This is a genomic window from Cyclobacterium sp. SOCE241 (genome assembly GCF_056867545.1).
On sequence record NZ_CP149779.1, the window covers coordinates 4,217,926 to 4,236,067 of the forward strand.

Annotated in this window: 20 protein-coding genes and 5 pseudogenes; 19 read left to right on the top strand and 6 right to left on the bottom strand. The window is 39.3% G+C overall.

The annotated features are described in order from the left end of the window. Positions 1 to 62 precede the first annotated feature (62 nt). From WG932_RS21220 to WG932_RS21240, 5 genes are all read left to right on the top strand, one after another. The gene (locus WG932_RS21220) at positions 63 to 572 is read left to right on the top strand and encodes a pyridoxamine 5'-phosphate oxidase family protein (protein ID WP_483085300.1); all 510 of its coding nucleotides are present in this window, start codon (positions 63 to 65) and stop codon (positions 570 to 572) included. A gap of 96 nt (positions 573 to 668) precedes the next feature. Next, complete coding sequence (locus tag WG932_RS21225; protein ID WP_014019881.1) at positions 669 to 1,625, top strand: sugar phosphate isomerase/epimerase family protein; 957 nt, start codon at positions 669 to 671, stop codon at positions 1,623 to 1,625. Between the two features lie 371 nt (positions 1,626 to 1,996). Then, on the top strand, positions 1,997 to 2,848 hold the full coding sequence (locus WG932_RS21230; RefSeq protein WP_483085301.1) for a sulfatase-like hydrolase/transferase: 852 nt from the start codon (positions 1,997 to 1,999) through the stop codon (positions 2,846 to 2,848). 2 nt (positions 2,849 to 2,850) lie between these two features. Continuing rightward, positions 2,851 to 3,216: a sulfatase-like hydrolase/transferase gene (locus tag WG932_RS21235; RefSeq protein ID WP_483085302.1), complete on the top strand. Its 366-nt coding sequence runs from the start codon at positions 2,851 to 2,853 to the stop codon at positions 3,214 to 3,216. Further along, positions 3,204 to 3,527 carry a hypothetical protein gene (locus tag WG932_RS21240; protein ID WP_483085303.1) on the top strand — a complete coding sequence of 108 codons (324 nt, stop codon included), beginning with the start codon at positions 3,204 to 3,206 and terminating at the stop codon, positions 3,525 to 3,527. Before WG932_RS21235 ends, WG932_RS21240 begins: the two co-directional genes overlap by 13 nt. 106 nt (positions 3,528 to 3,633) lie before the next feature. On the opposite strand, the gene WG932_RS21245 is transcribed toward WG932_RS21240, so the two are convergent. The 3 genes and pseudogenes from WG932_RS21245 to WG932_RS21255 form a co-directional block, all read right to left on the bottom strand. Beyond that, the gene (locus tag WG932_RS21245; protein ID WP_014019883.1) at positions 3,634 to 4,215 is read right to left on the bottom strand and encodes a LutC/YkgG family protein; all 582 of its coding nucleotides are present in this window, start codon (positions 4,213 to 4,215) and stop codon (positions 3,634 to 3,636) included. Then, a pseudogene (locus tag WG932_RS21250) lies at positions 4,212 to 5,587 on the bottom strand (lactate utilization protein B). Before WG932_RS21250 ends, WG932_RS21245 begins: the two are co-directional and overlap by 4 nt. A 1-nt stretch (position 5,588) precedes the next feature. Then, the gene (locus tag WG932_RS21255; RefSeq protein ID WP_014019885.1) at positions 5,589 to 6,329 is read right to left on the bottom strand and encodes a (Fe-S)-binding protein; all 741 of its coding nucleotides are present in this window, start codon (positions 6,327 to 6,329) and stop codon (positions 5,589 to 5,591) included. Positions 6,330 to 6,805: 476 nt separating this feature from the next. On the opposite strand from WG932_RS21255, the gene WG932_RS21260 reads away from it, so the two are divergent. From WG932_RS21260 to WG932_RS21280, 5 genes are read left to right on the top strand one after another with little or no spacing between them, the layout of a single operon-like run. Continuing rightward, entirely contained in the window at positions 6,806 to 7,327 is a 522-nt protein-coding gene (locus WG932_RS21260) for a 6-bladed beta-propeller (RefSeq protein WP_483085304.1), read from the top strand. Between the two features lie 22 nt (positions 7,328 to 7,349). After that, a complete protein-coding gene (locus WG932_RS21265) occupies positions 7,350 to 7,940 on the top strand; it encodes a hypothetical protein (RefSeq protein ID WP_483085305.1) in 591 nt (196 codons plus the stop codon). Continuing rightward, entirely contained in the window at positions 7,937 to 8,104 is a 168-nt protein-coding gene (locus tag WG932_RS21270; RefSeq protein ID WP_483085306.1) for a hypothetical protein, read from the top strand. Before WG932_RS21265 ends, WG932_RS21270 begins: the two co-directional genes overlap by 4 nt. Beyond that, entirely contained in the window at positions 8,095 to 8,967 is an 873-nt protein-coding gene (locus WG932_RS21275; RefSeq protein ID WP_483085307.1) for a 6-bladed beta-propeller, read from the top strand. The genes WG932_RS21270 and WG932_RS21275 overlap by 10 nt, the downstream gene beginning before the upstream one ends. Further along, entirely contained in the window at positions 8,940 to 9,098 is a 159-nt protein-coding gene (locus WG932_RS21280; protein WP_483085308.1) for a hypothetical protein, read from the top strand. Before WG932_RS21275 ends, WG932_RS21280 begins: the two co-directional genes overlap by 28 nt. A gap of 182 nt (positions 9,099 to 9,280) precedes the next feature. Here WG932_RS21280 and WG932_RS21285 read toward each other — a convergent pair whose 3' ends face one another. After that, a complete protein-coding gene (locus WG932_RS21285) occupies positions 9,281 to 9,994 on the bottom strand; it encodes an SAM-dependent methyltransferase (RefSeq protein WP_014019888.1) in 714 nt (237 codons plus the stop codon). Between the two features lie 181 nt (positions 9,995 to 10,175). Between WG932_RS21285 and WG932_RS21290 the strand changes: the two are divergent. Further along, a pseudogene (locus WG932_RS21290) lies at positions 10,176 to 10,238 on the top strand (DUF2905 domain-containing protein); the annotation flags it as partial. 520 nt (positions 10,239 to 10,758) lie between these two features. Beyond that, positions 10,759 to 11,207 (top strand): annotated as a pseudogene (tnpA, locus tag WG932_RS21295) (IS200/IS605 family transposase). 315 nt (positions 11,208 to 11,522) lie between these two features. On the opposite strand, the pseudogene WG932_RS21300 reads toward tnpA, so the two are convergent. Both WG932_RS21300 and WG932_RS21305 read right to left on the bottom strand, forming a co-directional pair. Then, a pseudogene (locus WG932_RS21300) lies at positions 11,523 to 12,283 on the bottom strand (alpha/beta fold hydrolase). A gap of 13 nt (positions 12,284 to 12,296) precedes the next feature. Then, a complete protein-coding gene (locus WG932_RS21305; RefSeq protein ID WP_483085309.1) occupies positions 12,297 to 13,013 on the bottom strand; it encodes a pyridoxine 5'-phosphate synthase in 717 nt (238 codons plus the stop codon). 145 nt (positions 13,014 to 13,158) lie between these two features. On the opposite strand from WG932_RS21305, the gene WG932_RS21310 reads away from it, so the two are divergent. The 7 genes and pseudogenes from WG932_RS21310 (at position 13,159) to WG932_RS21340 (ending at position 18,075) form a co-directional block, all read left to right on the top strand. Then, on the top strand, positions 13,159 to 13,611 hold the full coding sequence (locus WG932_RS21310; RefSeq protein WP_483085310.1) for a GatB/YqeY domain-containing protein: 453 nt from the start codon (positions 13,159 to 13,161) through the stop codon (positions 13,609 to 13,611). 37 nt (positions 13,612 to 13,648) lie between these two features. Then, a pseudogene (locus WG932_RS21315) lies at positions 13,649 to 14,163 on the top strand (CvpA family protein). Next, on the top strand, positions 14,147 to 14,737 hold the full coding sequence (locus WG932_RS21320; protein WP_014019896.1) for an anthranilate synthase component II: 591 nt from the start codon (positions 14,147 to 14,149) through the stop codon (positions 14,735 to 14,737). The pseudogene WG932_RS21315 and the gene WG932_RS21320 overlap by 17 nt, the downstream one beginning before the upstream one ends. A 132-nt stretch (positions 14,738 to 14,869) precedes the next feature. After that, positions 14,870 to 15,535, top strand: coding sequence for a CBS domain-containing protein (locus WG932_RS21325; protein ID WP_014019897.1), 666 nt, complete (start codon positions 14,870 to 14,872; stop codon positions 15,533 to 15,535). Between the two features lie 166 nt (positions 15,536 to 15,701). Further along, positions 15,702 to 16,415 carry an NAD kinase gene (locus WG932_RS21330; protein WP_483085311.1) on the top strand — a complete coding sequence of 238 codons (714 nt, stop codon included), beginning with the start codon at positions 15,702 to 15,704 and terminating at the stop codon, positions 16,413 to 16,415. Positions 16,416 to 16,489: 74 nt separating this feature from the next. Continuing rightward, the gene (porG, locus tag WG932_RS21335; protein WP_149392970.1) at positions 16,490 to 17,248 is read left to right on the top strand and encodes a type IX secretion system protein PorG; all 759 of its coding nucleotides are present in this window, start codon (positions 16,490 to 16,492) and stop codon (positions 17,246 to 17,248) included. Positions 17,249 to 17,331: 83 nt separating this feature from the next. Beyond that, positions 17,332 to 18,075, top strand: a complete 744-nt coding sequence (locus WG932_RS21340) for an isoprenyl transferase (RefSeq protein WP_014019900.1) — start codon at positions 17,332 to 17,334, stop codon at positions 18,073 to 18,075. The last annotated feature ends 67 nt before the right edge of the window (positions 18,076 to 18,142 follow it).

Consider the following 18,142-nt stretch of genomic DNA (forward strand, 5'->3'; position numbering starts at 1 on the left):
ATGCTATTTACTGCTACAACAAGCCGAAAAAAATATGGGAAATTGTCACCAAGGAGCTTCACTTGGCTTCTAAGGATCCTCATCACCCTTTTCGTTTCGTTAATTTTTGCACCCTGAATGGTGGTCAGCCAGATAGTAGGTATGTTGTGCTTCGTGAAACAACAGAGGATTTGAAATTGTTGTTTTTTTCAGACAGCCGAAGTGAAAAAATCGCTCAGGTAAGGACAAATCCATCTATTTCATTGTTGTTTTACCATCCCTCTGAACGCTGTCAGGTAAAAATTAACGGGGTGGCAACTATTCTACCGCAAAAGGAAGCCAATGAGAATTTTTGGAATAAGATTCCTTCTGAAGCCCAAAAAGCCTACCAGTCCAAATGGCCACCTAAAACTCATGTAGACACCCCTGAAAAGGGAATAATGCTCGAAAGCAAATACAAAAATGATTACTTTTCAGTAATTCAAATTTTTCCGATGGAAGTAGAATGTCTTCAACTTGATAGTAAGGGTCACTTAAGGATTGTTTTTAAGAGAGCACACGCAAAATGGCAATCAGGCTGGTTGGTACCTTAGGCTAATTTTCAATTCAATTGTTCGTTGGGCAAAAAGAATAAAAGTGCTATCTTCAATGGTTTAAAGCCAGCAAAAAAATTTAAATTAATATTTTCCATGCATAACAGAAGAGACTTTATCAAAAAGACCGGATTGGCTACTGCCATTTTGGGTTTAGGCCTTGGAGGGCAGGCGATTTCCATGGCACCTCGAAAGGAACTATTCAAAATTTCATTGGCCCAATGGTCTGTCAACAGATTGCTATTCAATAAAAAGATGGACAATTTGGATTTTGCCGTACTAGCCAAAAAACACGGGATTTCAGCAGTAGAATATGTGAACCAGTTTTTTATGGACAAAGCCAAGGACATGGCTTATTTGAAAGAAATGAAAACCCGAGCAGAGGGAGAGGGCGTTACTTCGGTACTGATCATGTGCGATAATGAAGGAAAATTAGGCGCCAGAGATGAGGCGGAACGTATGCAAACTGTGGAAAACCATAAAAAATGGGTAGAAGCAGCAAAGTTCTTAGGCTGTCACTCGATTCGAGTAAATGGGTATTCTTTTACTAGATTCAGTGCAGATAAAAAGGACTTTGCAGAATCTCAGAAACTAGTTGCTGATGGCTTGCAAAGTCTTTGCGAATTTGCAGACACCATGGGTATCAATGTGATGATCGAAAACCATGGTGGTTTCTCAAGCGATGCCAAGTGGCTCTCAGGTGTAATAAAGGCTGCCGACCACCCAAGAGCAGGTACACTTCCGGATTTTGGTAACTTCCTGATGTATAGAGAAGAAGGAGAAAAAACCCTTAGCTACGATTCATATAAAGGTGTGAAACAGTTGATGCCTTATGCCAAAGGAGTAAGTGTAAAGCCTACGGTATGGGACGGAAAAGGCAATCAATCCCAGCTGGATTATGAAAAAATGCTTTCAATTGTTTTAAAGGCAGGGTATCATGGGTATTGTGGCATTGAACATGGAGAGCAGGGACGTATTTGGGAGAGCATTGTCGAAGTTCGAGAAGAGCTTGAAGCAGCAGAGAAAGCGCTTAGAAGTTCTTTTTCTGTTTAATCCAAAATACAAGCGATCACCTTTCACAGGGTAAAATCAATCAATTGGTTTATATTTTTATTTTATCTTCGAAAATGTTTATTGGCTGATTTTCTTGTATTCCAACATATCGTTAATAGGAAGGTATCCCCCTGATTTATGGAATCAGGGGATTTTTTTGCCTTAGCTTCTTTAATCTATCCATAAGGACATTTTTTTAAAAAAAGATTAAATTTTAATATTTTGATACAGCAATGGCTTAAAGTATTCCCAAAAAGAAATATTTGAAATGAATATTTTGGTATTTTATTATATTAGCATATTCAGTATTGGCTAATTGCTGAGTTTACCTTCATCAATGTTTTGTATTTAATACAGATAAACTTCAAAAAATGATTGATAAGATTTTAACTTATTTTCTCTTCACAATAACCATTTATTCTTGTGCTGAAAAAGAGACTGCATTGCCAAACATTGTCTTGATAATGGGAGATGACATTGGCTATTCAGATATTGGTGCTTATGGTGGAGAAATAGAAACCCCAAATATTAACCGCCTTGCAGAAGGAGGCTTGAGGTTTACCACTTTCTATAACATGGCCAAATGCAACCCCACCAGATCAACCATGCTAACAGGTTTGTATACCGGTGGGGCAGGGGCCGTGCATATTGCCAACCTGACCAAAGCAGCAGGCTATCAAAATATTATGAGTGGAAAAGAGCATTTCGACCCTTGGGTGCCGGAATATTGTAAAGCTGAGAATGTATTTGATCATTCTTTTTATTTCTGGGCCACTACAGAATACTTTCTACCTCCTTCGGGGGAATTTGAAAGGCCTTTTTTTCTGGAAGGCAAAGAAATAAAAGCTGAGGAGATTGAACATGAGCAAAGCCCCATGTACAAAACAGACTTCATTACCGATTATGCTTTAAAATGGTTAGACGAGACCTTTGAAAAAGAAGATCCTTTCTTTCTCTATTTGCCTTATCATGCAGCCCATTATCCACTTCAGGCCCGACCTGAAGACATAGAAAAATACCGCGGCAAATACCTTAAAGGCTGGGATGTTCTTCGTCAAGAACGCTTTGAGCGAATGAAGAACTTGGGAGTGCTGCCTAAAGGTACTCAACTCAGCCCACCCGAAAATAACTTGAACAAGTCAAGGGGGCCTTTGCTGGCAGATTATACTGATTATTATGCTTGGGATAGTTTGTCTGCTGAAAAAAGGATTCTCTTGACTTAGAAATGGCGGTTTTTGCAGCAATAATTGACCGGATGGATCAAAATATAGGAAGGGTTCTGAAGAAGCTAGAGGAGAATGGTAAATTGGAAAACACCATCATCATGTATTTGAATGACAATGGTTCGTGTCCATTTTACACCAATAAGGTAATAGATGTAGCACCCGGTCCTGCAAATTCCTACTGGAGTTTGCGCACCAATTGGGCCATGTTGGGCAATACACCTTTTAGGCAACACAAGCAGTCAGGCCTAGAGGGAGGAAGCCATACTCCTTTTATCGTCCATTGGCCGGAAAAAATAGCTCCCAATACGATTACCGACCAAGTGGGGCATGTGGTGGACATGGCGCCAACTTTTTGGACTTGTTAAAAATCGCTTACCCGGACTCAATTCAAGGTTATCCAACCATTCCCTTGCATGGGAGTTCCTTGTTGCCGGTATTTATGGGTGAGCAGCGGGAAGAGCCGGAATACTTTGTTTCCGGAATGAATAAATTCAGAATGTTTAGAAGTGGTGAATATAAAATTGTTCGGATGAATGGGGGACCATGGGAGCTCTACGATATGACCAAAGACCCTTCTGAGCTTGTGAATTTAGCGGATACCATGCCTGAAAAAGTCAAAGAATTGGCCATGCATTATGAATCCACCCCTGTCGGAAATCCTAATGGGCTTCCTTAAACTTAAAAAGCTAAAAGGAATTCAGCCTGATTGCAATAAATGGCAATCAGGCTGATTGATTTTGGGTTAATTTTGTCCCCAATTTATACTCGGAGATTATATTAAATTAATCCATTAAATAAACAATCATGCTTCTAGGGCCATGAGCCCCAATGACCAATGACTGTTCTATATCTGCCGTTTTAGAAGGGCCGGCGACAAACACGCCATATCCCGGACCTGCTACATTGACCTTTTGATAAACTTCATGCATATTTCCCAAGAGGTTTTCCACTTTAACCAAAACGATCAAATGTTGGGCAATAAATGGCAATGCCCTGTGAATGATTTTTTCCTCGGGAAGCCATATGGCAGCATTTTCTACCACACCCCAATCTCCTTCCAATACAGCCACCTCAATGTGCTCTAATTCATGGGGGTCTTTAACTTTTTCTATATCAAAATTTCCCGCTATTCCATCTACCAAAGACAAAACCTGTTGTTCAGCTGAAAACTTTTCATTCAGGTATTGCTGAATTTGCTCTTTTCCTTCGCCTGCTTTGGCCAAACCACCATTCAATTTTATACTGGCCTGAAACTGTTCGATCAGGTTATTTTCATAAGGGAACTTAGGGTGCTCCGGTAAGGGAAGTATATCTGGTTTGTTCTTTTTTATAGCCGCTATTATGGCTTCTTTGCTACTGTTCATTGCTTCCTGTTTTTACGGTACCAGTCCTTAAAACTCTCTTTTGGCACTTCGGGCAACTCCCTGTGTTTTCCCCAAGCGTTAAAACTATTGTAAACAAACCCTCTAGGACTTATTGACAAGGATTTTCTGGCTAGATTTCCCATCATGTCAAAAAGTTTTGGCTTGGACATTACATTTCCCCCAAATCGCATGGCCCATTTTTTAGAAGGCTGAGATGGTCCTTCTTTGGTAATTACTTGTCGCCATTTGTACAGTTGCTCATGAATATTAATTTTCACCGGACAAACATTCGTACAAGAGCCACATAGGGTGGAGGCAAAAGGTAAAGTACTGTGCTTTTTCAAGTCCATTCCCGGAGAGAGGATGGAACCGATTGGCCCTGGTACCGTGGAGCCATAACTAAAGCCACTACTTCTACGATAAATAGGACAGGTATTCATACATGCACCACAGCGAATACATTTAAGCGAATTTCTGAAATCCTCACGTCCCAATTGGTTGGTTCTACCATTGTCCACTAGGATTAAATACATTTTTTTCCTTTTCTGGGACGGTGAAAGTGCGAGGTATAATTGGTAATACTTTGGCCGGTGGCGCTTCTGGCAAGCAGGCGAAGAAAAACACCTAGATCTGCTGCCCTGGGAATAATTTTTTCTATACCCATACAAGCGATGTGCAAATCTGCCAGGTGAGTACCCATATCGGCATTGCCCTCATTGGTACAAACCACAAAACCACCAGTTTCAGCGATTCCAAAATTTACTCCTGTAATGGCTGCCTTGGCTTGGATAAATTTTTGTCTTAAATGTTGGCGAGCCGCTTCGGTGAGGTAAGCCGGATCATCCGCACCGGCGTCCGTTCCCAAGTGTTCGTGAAAAATATCTCCAATCTCTTTTTTCTTAAGGTGAATGGCGGGCATTACAATATGACTCGGAACCTGTTTGTTAAATTGTATGATCCTTTCTCCAAGATCCGTATCTACTACATCATAACCTTTATCTTCGAGGAAATGGTTGAGACCACATTCTTCTGTAAGTATAGATTTACTTTTCACCAGATTTTTCACCTGATTTTCCTCCAGGATACGCAATACGTGCTGATTGTGCTCGTCAGCGTCTTTGGCCCACAATACTTCAATGCCATTTTCTCTTGCGTTTTTCTCAAACTGCAACAATAAATTATCTAAGTTTGATAGCACATGATCCTTAATTTGAGAAGCATTGTTCCTTAATTGCTCCCATTCAGGGATCTTTTGTGCGGCTACATCACGTTTGCTACGAACATGCCAAAGTGTATCATCGTGCCAATGACTGCGCTCCCCGTCCTTTAGAAACTCTTCTGCTGCAGCTGCATGGGTTGGTGTTGTCTTCATTTTACTTCTGGTTTTGGGTTCTTGGTACTTGACCATTTAGGATTTCGGCTATGTGCATGACCTTTACAGGGCTATTTTCTCGCCGAAGAATTCCTTCCAAGTGCATCAAACAAGACATATCAGCTCCTGTAATAACTTGAACGCCCTGTTCCTCATGGTCTTTGATGCGGTCTTTTCCCATACTTACAGAGACCGCCTCCTCAAAAACAGCAAATGTTCCTCCAAAACCGCAACATTCGTCTTTCCTTGTAAGGTTTACCAATTCGATGCCATTTACCATTTCTAGTAATTGTTTGGGTTTATTAAATTCAACCCCCATTAATTCTGAAGGCTTGGCAAGATTAAGACCTCTGAGCCCATGGCAACTTGCATGAATGCCTACCTTATAAGGAAAATTTGCTTTTAGATTTTTTATTTTTAATACATCGGTAAGAAACTCGCAAAGCTCATAGACTTTTGGTTCGTTGTCTTTACCCGAGTAGATATGATCCTTAGTATGTAGGGTACAGCTACCGGATGGACAAACCACATAATCAAACCCACTAAAGTTCTTTCGAAATAAATCGGCTGCTCCCTCTCCATAATCCTGATATCCTGAGTTGGCCATAGGCTGACCACAACAGGTTTGTTTTAAGGGATAGTCCACATCCACTCCTGCGCTTTCTAAGAGCTCAAGACTAGCGATGGCTACCTGAGGGTAAAATTGATCTACATAACATGGTATAAATAATCCAACTTTCATCAGTGCGGTTATTCTTGGATAATTAATAAATTACAAGAGGTCTTTGTTGACTCTATTTTATAAATATAAGCATCAAAAGTTTTAGTCCCACTGGTAAAACTTAAAATATGGTAAAGGCTCCTGATTAATTATTTTTGTCCTTAGCGAAACACTGTTTCACAAAGGACCTTTTATTGGTGATAGGGTACCTCCCCCAAACTTACATTAAACAATAAACTTAGCAAGGATTCTCTCTACCTCCATCCTGCACTGTGCTGAAAATGTCTAATTCATCACGAACTAAAAAATTCGATAATTATTGAAACTACAACATTAATTATATAAATTGGGTCCTGACTTTCTCATTAACAGTGAGTTTTAAGTGTTCAATTGCTAAGATTTGTTCGAAAACAGGCAATAATTTTAAGTAGTAGGAGGGTCATTGCAAGTGTGAAAGTCAAAATAATAATTTCTTTGTCCTAATTAAAACCACTAATATGAATAAACCCAAACCTATTTTATTATCGATTGAATTATTACTCATTTTTTCAATGGTTGCCTGTACAAACCCTGAAACTGATGAAAAAATAGTAAATATTTCTATTGCACCGGATGATTACCCAACCCTATCTTATCAGGATTTTACGGTAGAGGAAATGATTCGGCTGGAAACAACTGAAGAAAACCTTATGGGCATGGACCTGCGCGTAAAATTTTCTGAAAATCTCATGGCGGTAATGGATGAAAACAAAGCGAATAAGCTTCACTTATTTGACCGGAGAGGAAGTTACCTTAATGCTATTGCCGAGGTTGGTGAAGGGCCTGGAACCATCCGGTCTCTGAGGGACTTTGAGTTTGGAAAAACAGAGGAGGTATTGGTGCTTTCTCCTATTGAAGACAAAGCCAAAATATTCAAATTTTCAAAGGATGGAAATTTCAGTGAAGCATTTGAATTGGCTTATAGCGCGGATTCTTTTATTAGATTAGAGGGGGAGGTTTTTATTTCAAGGAGGGTATAATCTCCCATTTGTAACGCATAGGGTGGTTCGAACAGATGCTGAAGGGAAAATTCAACATCGCTATTTAGAAAACGATTATGAGAACGTAATGCTACCCATGATGGAACGTAATTTTTTTCCATCCGATAAAGGGGTTTTTATGCTTGAAATATTCAACCCAAATATATACTTGCATAAGGCTGATAGTCTTACCAAAGTACTCCATGCTGATTTCGGTACTTATGATTTACCGGCCAATTTTTGGGATGTGGATCTTATGGATAGCTTTGGGGAGATCAATGAAAATGGTTTTGCCACTTTCAAGGGTGTTTTCCAACAAGGAAATTTGATGGTTATAGACATCGTAGTCCAAAAAGGAATGTCTATGTCCAAACACATTTTGTTCAAAAGGGACAAAGATATCTACAAGCTAAAAGCAGAAAGGGACGACGATATGGTATTCTTTTACCCTATCGGTATTAATAAAAAAGAACAAGTACTTTTCCTTACCTACAGATCTATTCTAGAAAAACATGCCCATGAGTTTCCCGAAACATTCTCTACAGATGGCTTACCGAAGAAAGGTTTAGATTACCCCGTGATATTGCACGTAAGGTTAAACGAACAACTATGAAAAAGACCTTGTGTATTGCTATAGGCTTATTACTTATTGTAGCCTCGTGTAAGGAATCGGTCAAAAAAGAAATTGAGACAGGTCCGGTGGAGCTGAAAATTGAAATGGAGGAAATCCAAACGGCTTATGGAATAGATAAATTTGAACTTATCCCTTGGAATTAAATGACAGGTCATTGGTAGGAGCTATTGACAAGCTGATTGTGGAAAAGGATAAAATATACCTACTTGACCAAGAGATTACAAAAAGTGTTTTATGCTTCTCCATTGAAGGTAAGTTCCTATTTCAGATTAATAGTATTGGAGAAGGGGAAGGTAAATTCTTCAAACCATTTGACTTAAACTTGTTCAATGAATCGCTACAGATTTTGGATATAATCCAAAAGAAAATCCTTGTTTTCGATTTGGAAGGCAACTTTAAGCAGGAAAAATCAATCCCGTTTGAGGAACAGGTGGTTAATTTTTTCCCAATCAATGAACACCTTACAGCTTACCATATGGATGGCAGGTCATTTGGATCTGCAGAAACAGACTTTATCAGGGTTTTTGATATTAGAGACACAACCATTTCCATTCAGGGGGTGTCGGATATAGGAAGTACAGATGCTTACCAAGTTCCCATAGAATTTTCTGGACATGCCGGCAATATTAAGTTTCTCCACGCCTGGACAGATACCATTTACAAAATCTCGGAAAAAGGAATAGAGGCTGAATACATTTTGAATTTTGGATCAGACCGCTTGACCAAAGAAATAAAGAAACTTCCTTTAATGGAGATGCGGAAGTTCATAATGGAAAACCCATATGTTTTCAATGTAGCAAATCTTGTTGAAAATGAGGATTACCTGAGTTTTCAATGGACCAGAAGTAAAGCCGGCTATGTCAATTCTGAAGACCAAACTTATATTTCCTATTTTAAGAAAAGCACGGCAGCAATAACGCATTTTCCATTGTCAGGAAATTGGTTGGGTGAAATGAACTTGCAGGGTCCACTTTTTGAATGGAGGATTGGTTTTATGGTTACCTGAACTACGAAGAATGGAATAGGCTATCAGAACAAAATAAAGATGATATTATTAAAGAAGCCACCGGAGTAAATACCGAATTTCTGAATGCAGGAAACCTAATTTTAGTAAAATACAGGCTAAAAGATGCGTAAGTTATGAATATGTCACAATGGTTGTAAATCGATTAATGTACCTGTAAATTCTCTATTTTTGCCCTTATAGAAAAATTACAGTTTCCGTGCAATAGAAACCATAGGGTAACGGAATATTTATTGGTTATTCCGTCAATTCTATATGACAACCACTTCCCATTGTTGGTATTAATTGAAGGCTTTTAAGAATGATAAATCAGAAAAACAGCAGGGATTTTATGAAGATCCGGATGTTTTTTGCGCCAATCAGCGACCTTTTTGGTCTGGATCATTTCATCGGCACCTGTAATATTGCTTGCAATGCAGAGCAAGGTATTGCTACTCAGGTTGGCCAATAGATCTTCGAGCATCCGGTTGTTTCTGAAAGGGGTTTCCATAAACATTTGGGTGGTATTTTCCTTAATAGACTTGGTTTCCAATGATTTGATTGCCTGAACTCTGTCTTTTCTGTCTATGGGCAAATAGCCATTAAAGGTGAAGGACTGTCCATTAAAGCCTGAGCCCATTAATGCCATAAACATCGATGAAGGTCCCGGTAAAGGAACCACTTTGATGCCTAATTTATGGGCCAAGGCCACGGCGTTAGCACCGGGGTCAGCAATACCAGGGCATCCTGCTTCGGAGATAATGCCTACATCATGCCCATTAAATAAAGGTTCAAGTAATTTCTTTAAGTGTTTTTCGGGTGTTTTTTTATCCAGTTTTTCTAGGTGTACCTCTTCTAAATTAACACCTAACTTAAGGCTACTAATATACCTACGTGCTGTTCTGAAATCTTCCACCAAGTAATGTGAGGTTGCTGCGATTACGTTTTTGACTATAGGAGCCATGATGTCCTGTCCTGTTTCAAGTACCAATACATTAGGTATGAGGTATAATATTCCCTTAGCTTTCATTATTTTTGGATTATGGAAAATGGAATGCCTTCTATGGCAAAAGTACTTATTTTTATCGGACTGCTGTTATTGATCGCAGGATTGCTGCTTTGGTTCCTGCCTAAATTTCCTGGATTTAGGGGTTGCCCGGAGATATGGTGTTTAAAAAGAAAACTTTACCTTTTATTTTCCCCTAGGTACCAGTATACTGCTCAGTTTGTTGTTGACCCTTTTGCTGTATTTGTGGAGGAAATTCGGCGGCTAACTCGGTTTATATTATTAATTGACAAGGGTTATATTTTGGTTGGCCTTGAAAGATATACTATAATTAATTTAGCATAGCAGGCCGATCATTGATTGTCAAATGTTCAACCCCATTCAGGGTTGGATATGAGTTGGAGGTCTTTAGTCCGTGGGTTTCCACCCACGGTTATTATTGTTCAGGCCCTTCAGGCCTGATAGACTTTAGGTTTATAGCCTACTTTTCTTGATTTGACTTAAAGGTAATCGGCAGGCAAATTTTCTTTCTCAGTCATTAAATTTTCTTTTTATAAATAACAAGGATTAAGATAAACCAATTGTTTATTGAAATGAAAATTTTATTTTATTGTGAAAATATAGGAGCTCTTTACGAATACAAAGAAGCCTGAAGGGCTTCACCAACAATAGCCACGGGTGAAATCCGTGGAAAAAGAGGCCATGTTTTTTCTCAACCCCGGAGTGGGTTGAATATCCGTTAGTTATGAAAAAAATCGTAACTTTAATGATATCCAAAACCATATTTTATGAGCAGTTATAGACAAATTCTTTACCATTCTGTGATTAACACAAAAGATAGAAAATTAACAATTCCAGAACCTCACTGTCAAACACTCTATAGATATATTTGGGGAATTGTAAAGAACACCGATAGTACGCTTTATCAGATAAATGGAATTGGCAACCACATACATTTATTAACCGATTTAAACCCCACAATATCCCTGTCAGACTTTATCAAGAATATTAAAGTTGCCAGCAGCATGTGGATGAAACAACAGAAAAACTTCCACTTGTGGGAATCATGGGGAAAGGCTATGGGTCGTTTACTTGCTCCTATAATGTAAAGGAACATTTAATATCGTATATCAAAAACCAAAAAGGTCATCACCAAAAAGAGTCTTTTCTGGATGAATATAAACGTTTGCTTAAAGAAAACGGTATTGAGTATGATGAGCGTTTTCTACTAGGCTAGTTCGCTAATGTTCAACCCCATTCAGGGTTGGGTATGAGTCGGAAATCTATATTCCGTGGGTTTCCCACCCACGATTATTATTGTTCAGGCCCTTCAGGCATGTAACTAGATCATATTATTTCTTCGACTACTGTTATTGATGACCGTACTTTTGAATTAAGGATTAATCGTAAGAAGCCTGAAGGGCTTCACCAACAATAGCCACGGGGGAAGCCCGTGGAAAAAGAGGCCATGCTTTTTTCTCAACCCCGGAGTGGGTTGAACAGGCAAGTTGAGCTGGACAATAAAGTAAAAACTAATATTTGCCTTTAAATATTAATTTCCTAGAAAAGTTTTCAAAGTGGAAATCACTGCTTCTGGCTGCTCTGCATGGAGCCAATGACCGGTATTTTTAATATGGATGATGTGATTATCGGGAAACAATTTGTCAATATCTTCCTTGTCACTGCTTTGAATATAGTCCGAATTGGCTCCTCCCATAAAGAGTGCAGGACCGGAAAAAGGCTTGTCAGAAGTTATTTCCTCACCGACATTTTCGATTTTCTTTGATATGACAGGCAAATTAATTTTCCATGCAAAAGCACCTTCTTTACGGGTCAGGTTTTTCAGTAAAAATTGGCGAATACCACGCTCCTCAATATATTCGGCTAATTTGTCCTCTGCTTCTTTTCTGGATTGAAGGTTTTGAATGTCGATTGCATTGAGTGCTTCCAAAATCGTTTGGTGATGTACCGGGTAAGGTCTTGGGGCAATGTCTGCTACTACTAATTTGTCTACCATTTCAGGATATGTTAATGCAAATTTCATCACCGTTTTTCCACCCATGGAATGCCCTAAGAAATTGGCTTTTTGTAAACCTTCTGCTTCCATAAATTCCTTTAAGTCTGCAGCCATTGCCGAATAGTTCCAGGTATCGCTGTGGGGGAATCTCCATGATTGCGCTGATCCAGCAGGTAAAGCGAATAATTCTTTTCCAGCCCTTTCGCAATGCTCATCCAATTATCTGCAGAACCAAAAAGCCCATGTAAAATCACCAAAGGCTTTCCTGTGCCTGTTTTTCTAAAGTTTAATTTCATCGTTGGTTGGGTTTTATACTTCCAATTGTCTGCGGTACATCTGTATGGTATTTTCAAGCCCATAATATAAGGCATCGCAGATCAAGGCATGGCCTATGGACACCTCGTCCAAATAGGGAATTTGCTCTTTGAGGAATTTCAAATTATGTAAATCCAAGTCATGGCCGGCATTCAAGCCCAGACCTAGATCTTTGGAGAGGGAGGCTACTTCCAAATAAGGGGCAATGGCCTTTTCTTTGTCTATATGGAAGGTACTTGCATAAGGTTCCGTATACAATTCCACCCTGTCTGTTCCTGTTTCCTTGGCAGGTTCAAAGTATTTACTTTCCGGGTTAATAAAAATAGAAGTCCTTACCCCATAACTGTGAAGTTCTGCAATAAGATCTTTAAGCAGGTCCTTATGTTGGATGGTGTCCCAACCTGTATTGGAAGTTATGGCTTCCGGCGGGTCCGGTACAAGAGTTGCCTGAGCCGGTTTGGCCAATCGAATGATTTCCATGTACCTTTTATCAGGATAGCCTTCTATATTAAATTCTGTAGTGACTTGATCTTTTAGTGCGAATACATCGTTATACCTGATATGTCTTTCGTCAGGCCTAGGGTGTACAGTTATTCCTTGCGCACCAAAACGTTCTGCATCCAATGCTACTTGGACCAAATCGGGATTATTGTGTCCTCGTGCATTTCTTAAGGTAGCAATTTTATTTATGTTTACACTTAATTTCGTCATGTTCTAAATATCAGCTAATTTTGTGCTAAATTAAATATATTGCGTTAACATCGAAAATACCGATGGGAATAAGACGTTTTTAATTTTTACATCCAATCAAGGAAAAGATCAGTTTTAAACAATACAAGTAAAATAAAGATAAGTCATGAGCTTAAAAACCAACATAGAAAAAGAGATCAAACAAGCAATGCTGGCTAAGCAGAAAGACAGGCTACGTGGATTAAGGGCTATTAAATCCATGATCATGCTCGAAGAAACAAAAGCAGGAAGTGAAACAGGGCTTTCGGATGCTGAAGAGTTACAGATCTTAACCAAGGCGGCCAAACAAAGAAGAGATTCCATAGAAATATTTGAGAAGCAGGGCAGGAAGGATCTTGCCAGTTTGGAACTTACTGAACTTGAAGTAATCAGTGAATTTCTTCCCAAGCAGTTAAGTGATGAAGAATTGACAGCTGAACTGGAAGCAATAATAAGAGAATCAGGGGCATCAGGGCCTAAGGACATGGGAAAGGTGATGGGAATGGCTACAAAAAAATTGGCCGGAAAGGCGGATGGAAAAGCAATTTCTCAAAAAGTGAAATCTCTTTTAAACCCTTAAGACAAAATTGAGCACGATAGACATTATCATATTGGGCATGCTGGCTGTGGGAGCCTTTAGTGGCTACCGTCAGGGGCTTTTTATAGGGATTTTGTCTATCTTGGCTTTTTTTGTGGGAATAATTTTAGCTTTTCGCTTTATGAATTGGGGTGCGGAGCTATTAACAGATAAGGTGGAGAGCTTGACCTTTATGCTCCCCTTTGTGGCCTTTGTTTTGATTTTTTTGGCTGTAACTGTTACCATTAGAATATTGGCTTATCTTGTCAAAAAGCATTAGACCTTACTATTCTTGGGACATTTGACAGTTTTGCAGGAGCCATATTGGGAATTTTCAAGTGGAGTATTATGATTAGCCTTTTAATTTGGGTAGCCAATTCCTTTGAATTTCAAGTGCCTGCAGAGATGAAAAAAGATGCGGTAATCTACCCAATAATAGTACCTGTGGCGCCTACCATGGTAGCTGTATTGGACGATTATACACCTATCATTGATACTGCCATTGCTACTATCAAAGTACTCGTAAATAGCTCTTCCGGTGATTTTATTAATTGATAACTTCGATTCTTTTGCTCACATTCTTGCAGATTATTTCAGAAGAACGGGTGAGGAAGTAACCGTTTTGCGGAATAATGTAAGTTTGGAAGAGGTTCACGGCTTTTCATTTTCTGCTTTAGTGATTTCACCTGGACCGGAAACTCCGGATAAAGCAGGCAATTTAATGGAAATCCTGGCTCACTATTATGATAAAGTACCGATTTTGGGAATTTGTTTAGGGCATCAAGCTCTAGGGACTTTTTTTGGAGCCAAATTGGTTAAAAGTCCTTGGCCTATGCATGGTAAAATTTCTGCTGTTTTTCAGAAAAAACAGCATGATGTATTAAAAAATATTCCAATGCGTTTTAAAGTAACCCGGTATCATTCTTTGCAATTGGAAGAGATTCCTGATAGTTTGGAGGTTATTCTTGAAGAGGATAACGGGGCAGTAATGGCTTTTTCCCATAAGTACTTGCCAATTTTAGGGGTTCAATTTCATCCGGAAGCTCACCTTACTGAATATGGTGATCAGTTGATAATAAATTGGGTAAATTTAATAAATGAATTGAAAGCCCCTCAAATTCATTATTAATGCTCGTTTTGCGATCATTAGTTGTTTTGGCAGGGGATTGAACGGGTAAAAGGGTGAAGAAATTAGGCCAATTGAACAAAGGGAGGCCAATTCACGTTTTATTTTTCGAATCCTTTTAATACCTTTATCTACATGCGTGCGATAGAATTTATAAACAACCTCATTCCTCCTCTAAAATTTACTGACAAAGTAAAGTTAGGGCTTTCCTGGATGGAAGAAATCAGGACGGATATAATTCCTGTTGTAGACAAAGGTTTATTTAAAGGTTTTATCACAGATGAAATCATTTATGAACTCAATGATCCTGAAATGACCCTTGAAATTGTAGAGTTGGTGGGCAGTGCCAGTATTGTTCAGGAAGACCGGCATATTTATGATGTACTGAGAGTCTCTTCAGAAAATGAAGTAAGTATGGTGGCCGTATTGAATAAAGAATTGAAGTACTTGGGGGTCGTTACCCAAGAAGGTGCAATATCTGCATTTACAGATAGCATCTCTATCCAATCTCAAGGGGGTGTACTGATTTTGTCCATGTTTATGACCGATTACAGCCTGTATGATATTGCCAGGGTGGTGGAGTCAGAAAATGCAAAGGTGCTTAGCAGTTTTATATCAGATGATCCCTTGGATGACAGTAAAATTAAAGTAACCCTAAAAATAGATCAGGTAGAACTCCGACACATTAAAGCCACGTTGGAGCGATTTGGGTACAAGGTTATTGACCATTACCAAGAAGAGGAGGGAATCAATAGCGATCAGGATCGCCTCGGTAACTTGATGCGGTTTTTAGATATCTGATCTTTCATGAATATTTTACTTCACGGCATCAATATATCCGCTCAGTTTCAAACTTGTATTCTCCAATTGATTCAAGCTTTTGAAGAAAAAGGATCGAATGTAAAGCTTACCAAAAACTTGTTCAACTCCTTCCGAAAAAGGGGGCTTAAGCTCAATCGTAACACCTTTGAATTCAAAGAATGATTTGGCAGGGATCGATGTGGTTATTTCCATTGGAGGAGACGGCACCTTACTGGATACCATTTCCTTGATTGGCGCATATGAAATTCCGGTATTGGGCATCAACACCGGGAGGATGGGATTTCTAGCAACTATAGCCAAAGAAGACATAAAGGCTGCTGTCAAAGATTTGCTGGAAGGTCATTATGCATTGGAAGACAGGAGCTTGGTAAGATTGGAATCTAGTGTGCCGCTTTTCAAAGGGTTAAACTTCGGGTTGAACGAGTTTACCATTCACAAGAGAGATACCTCTTCGATGATTACGGTACATACTTATATTGACGGAGATTACCTAAACAGTTATTGGGCAGATGGGATCATTGTATCCACACCCACAGGCTCCACGGGCTATTCTTTAAGTTGTGGAGGCCCGCTGATTTCACCCTTGGCCAAAAACTTTGTAATTACACCTGTTAGCCCACACAACCTGAATGTCAGGCCGATTGTGGTTTCTGATGATAGTGAAATCTCCTTTAAAATAGAAGGCAGGAGTGAAAAATTCCTTGTATCTTTAGACTCCAGATCTGCGCCAATTGATGCGTCCGTGGAACTGAAAGTTAAAAAAGAATTATTTGTAGCGAAGCTGGTTAAGTTTCACAATTACAGCTTCTTTGACACCCTCAGGCAAAAATTGAACTGGGGATATGACATGAGAAACTAGTTTTAACAATATTTAACCCACAGTATACTTGGTTGGGTTTTTTATTCGTTGGGTAGTTTATAAATTGCAACGACTTGAATAAATCCAGGTTTTACACATTAGCACTATCAGTAATTTTGGTCTTTATAAGTTTGGGCGTTTCCCAGACTGTAAAAGCCCAACAGCATGAGATAGGTTTAGGTTTAGGTGCGGGGACATATACCGGAGATATCCTTCGGGTTATTGATCCAAGTCAGCTTGGTATTCAAGGAACGTTATTTGGCAGACGAAATTTTGACAATGCCTGGAGCTTAAGGGCCGGGTTTTCCATTGCTAGATTAAATGGAGCGGACAGTATCCGCCCCATAGATCAGGTAGCTGCGACCAGAAATGCCTTTTTTAATGGCACAATGGCCGAGGTTTCCGCAAGGATGGAGTTTCATTTCATAGACTATATGAGTCACAAATCAACCAGTAGGTTTTCCCCATTTGGCTTTTTTGGTTTGGGATATGGTATGTTCTTTGGACAAGGCCAATCTTATGAAGGAGACATACAACCCGGCAGTTACAGCTTGGGCACGGTAATTCTTCCCTTTGGGGCAGGTATAAAATACAAACTTAAGGACCGTATTTTACTCTCTTTTGAAGGAGGAGCGAAGGCTACCTTTACTGACAATTTGGATAAAATAGGGGATGAATCCATTTATTTACCTCGTTACAGAACCGATCCCGGCACGGGAAATCAAGTATTAGAACCAACAAGCATTAACTTTGGCAATCCATCTGACCGTGATTGGTATTACTTTTTGGGCTTTACTATAAGCTATTCTTTTCATCAGATCAAGTGCTACTAGTACAATAATTGACTTCAGGATAGAATTTTTAAAAAGAAGGTTGTCATTTTTGTAAATCAATTAAACCAACAGAGAAATTTGGAATGAATGAAGTGATTGACAAGGGCAATATACCCCGACATATTGCAGTGATAATGGATGGCAATGGGCGTTGGGCTCAGAAGAAAGGTGCCATGCGAATATTTGGCCATAGAAATGCTTTGGCAGCTGTAAGGGATGCCATCGAAGGTTCGGCAGAATTAGGGGTAGATTTTATTACCTTGTATGCCTTCTCTACTGAAAATTGGTCAAGACCCAAAGATGAGGTGGATGCCCTGATGGAAATTCTGGTTCAAGCTATCACAGATGAGGTGCCGACCATGATGAAAAACAATATCAGATTGGAAACCATCGGTGATATTGATAGCCTGCCGGATTCGTGCATAAAGCACCTTAAGATGGGAAAAGAAAAAACCAAAGACAATACCGGTATGACCGTGGTATTGGCATTGAGCTATAGTGGTCGTTGGGAATTGGAAAAGGCTGTTCAGGCAATTGTCAAAAAAGTAGTTAAAGGTGAGTTATCAGCGGAAGCTATCAATCAAAAAGTGATTGGAGAGCACCTGAATACTGCCAATATACCTGATCCGGAACTGTTAATCAGAACCAGTGGTGAAATCAGGATAAGTAATTTTATGTTATGGCAATTGGCCTATACAGAATTATATTTCACCGAAGTGCTTTGGCCGGATTTCCGGAAAAAACATTTGCATGAAGCCATACTTGCTTTTCAAAAAAGGGAAAGAAGGTTTGGTAAAACCGGAGCACAAACAAAAGGCTCCAATTGACACTACTTGTTCTGAAATGAATTGAGAATTTCAGAATTATTGCTGCCCCAGCTCATATATTACTGGG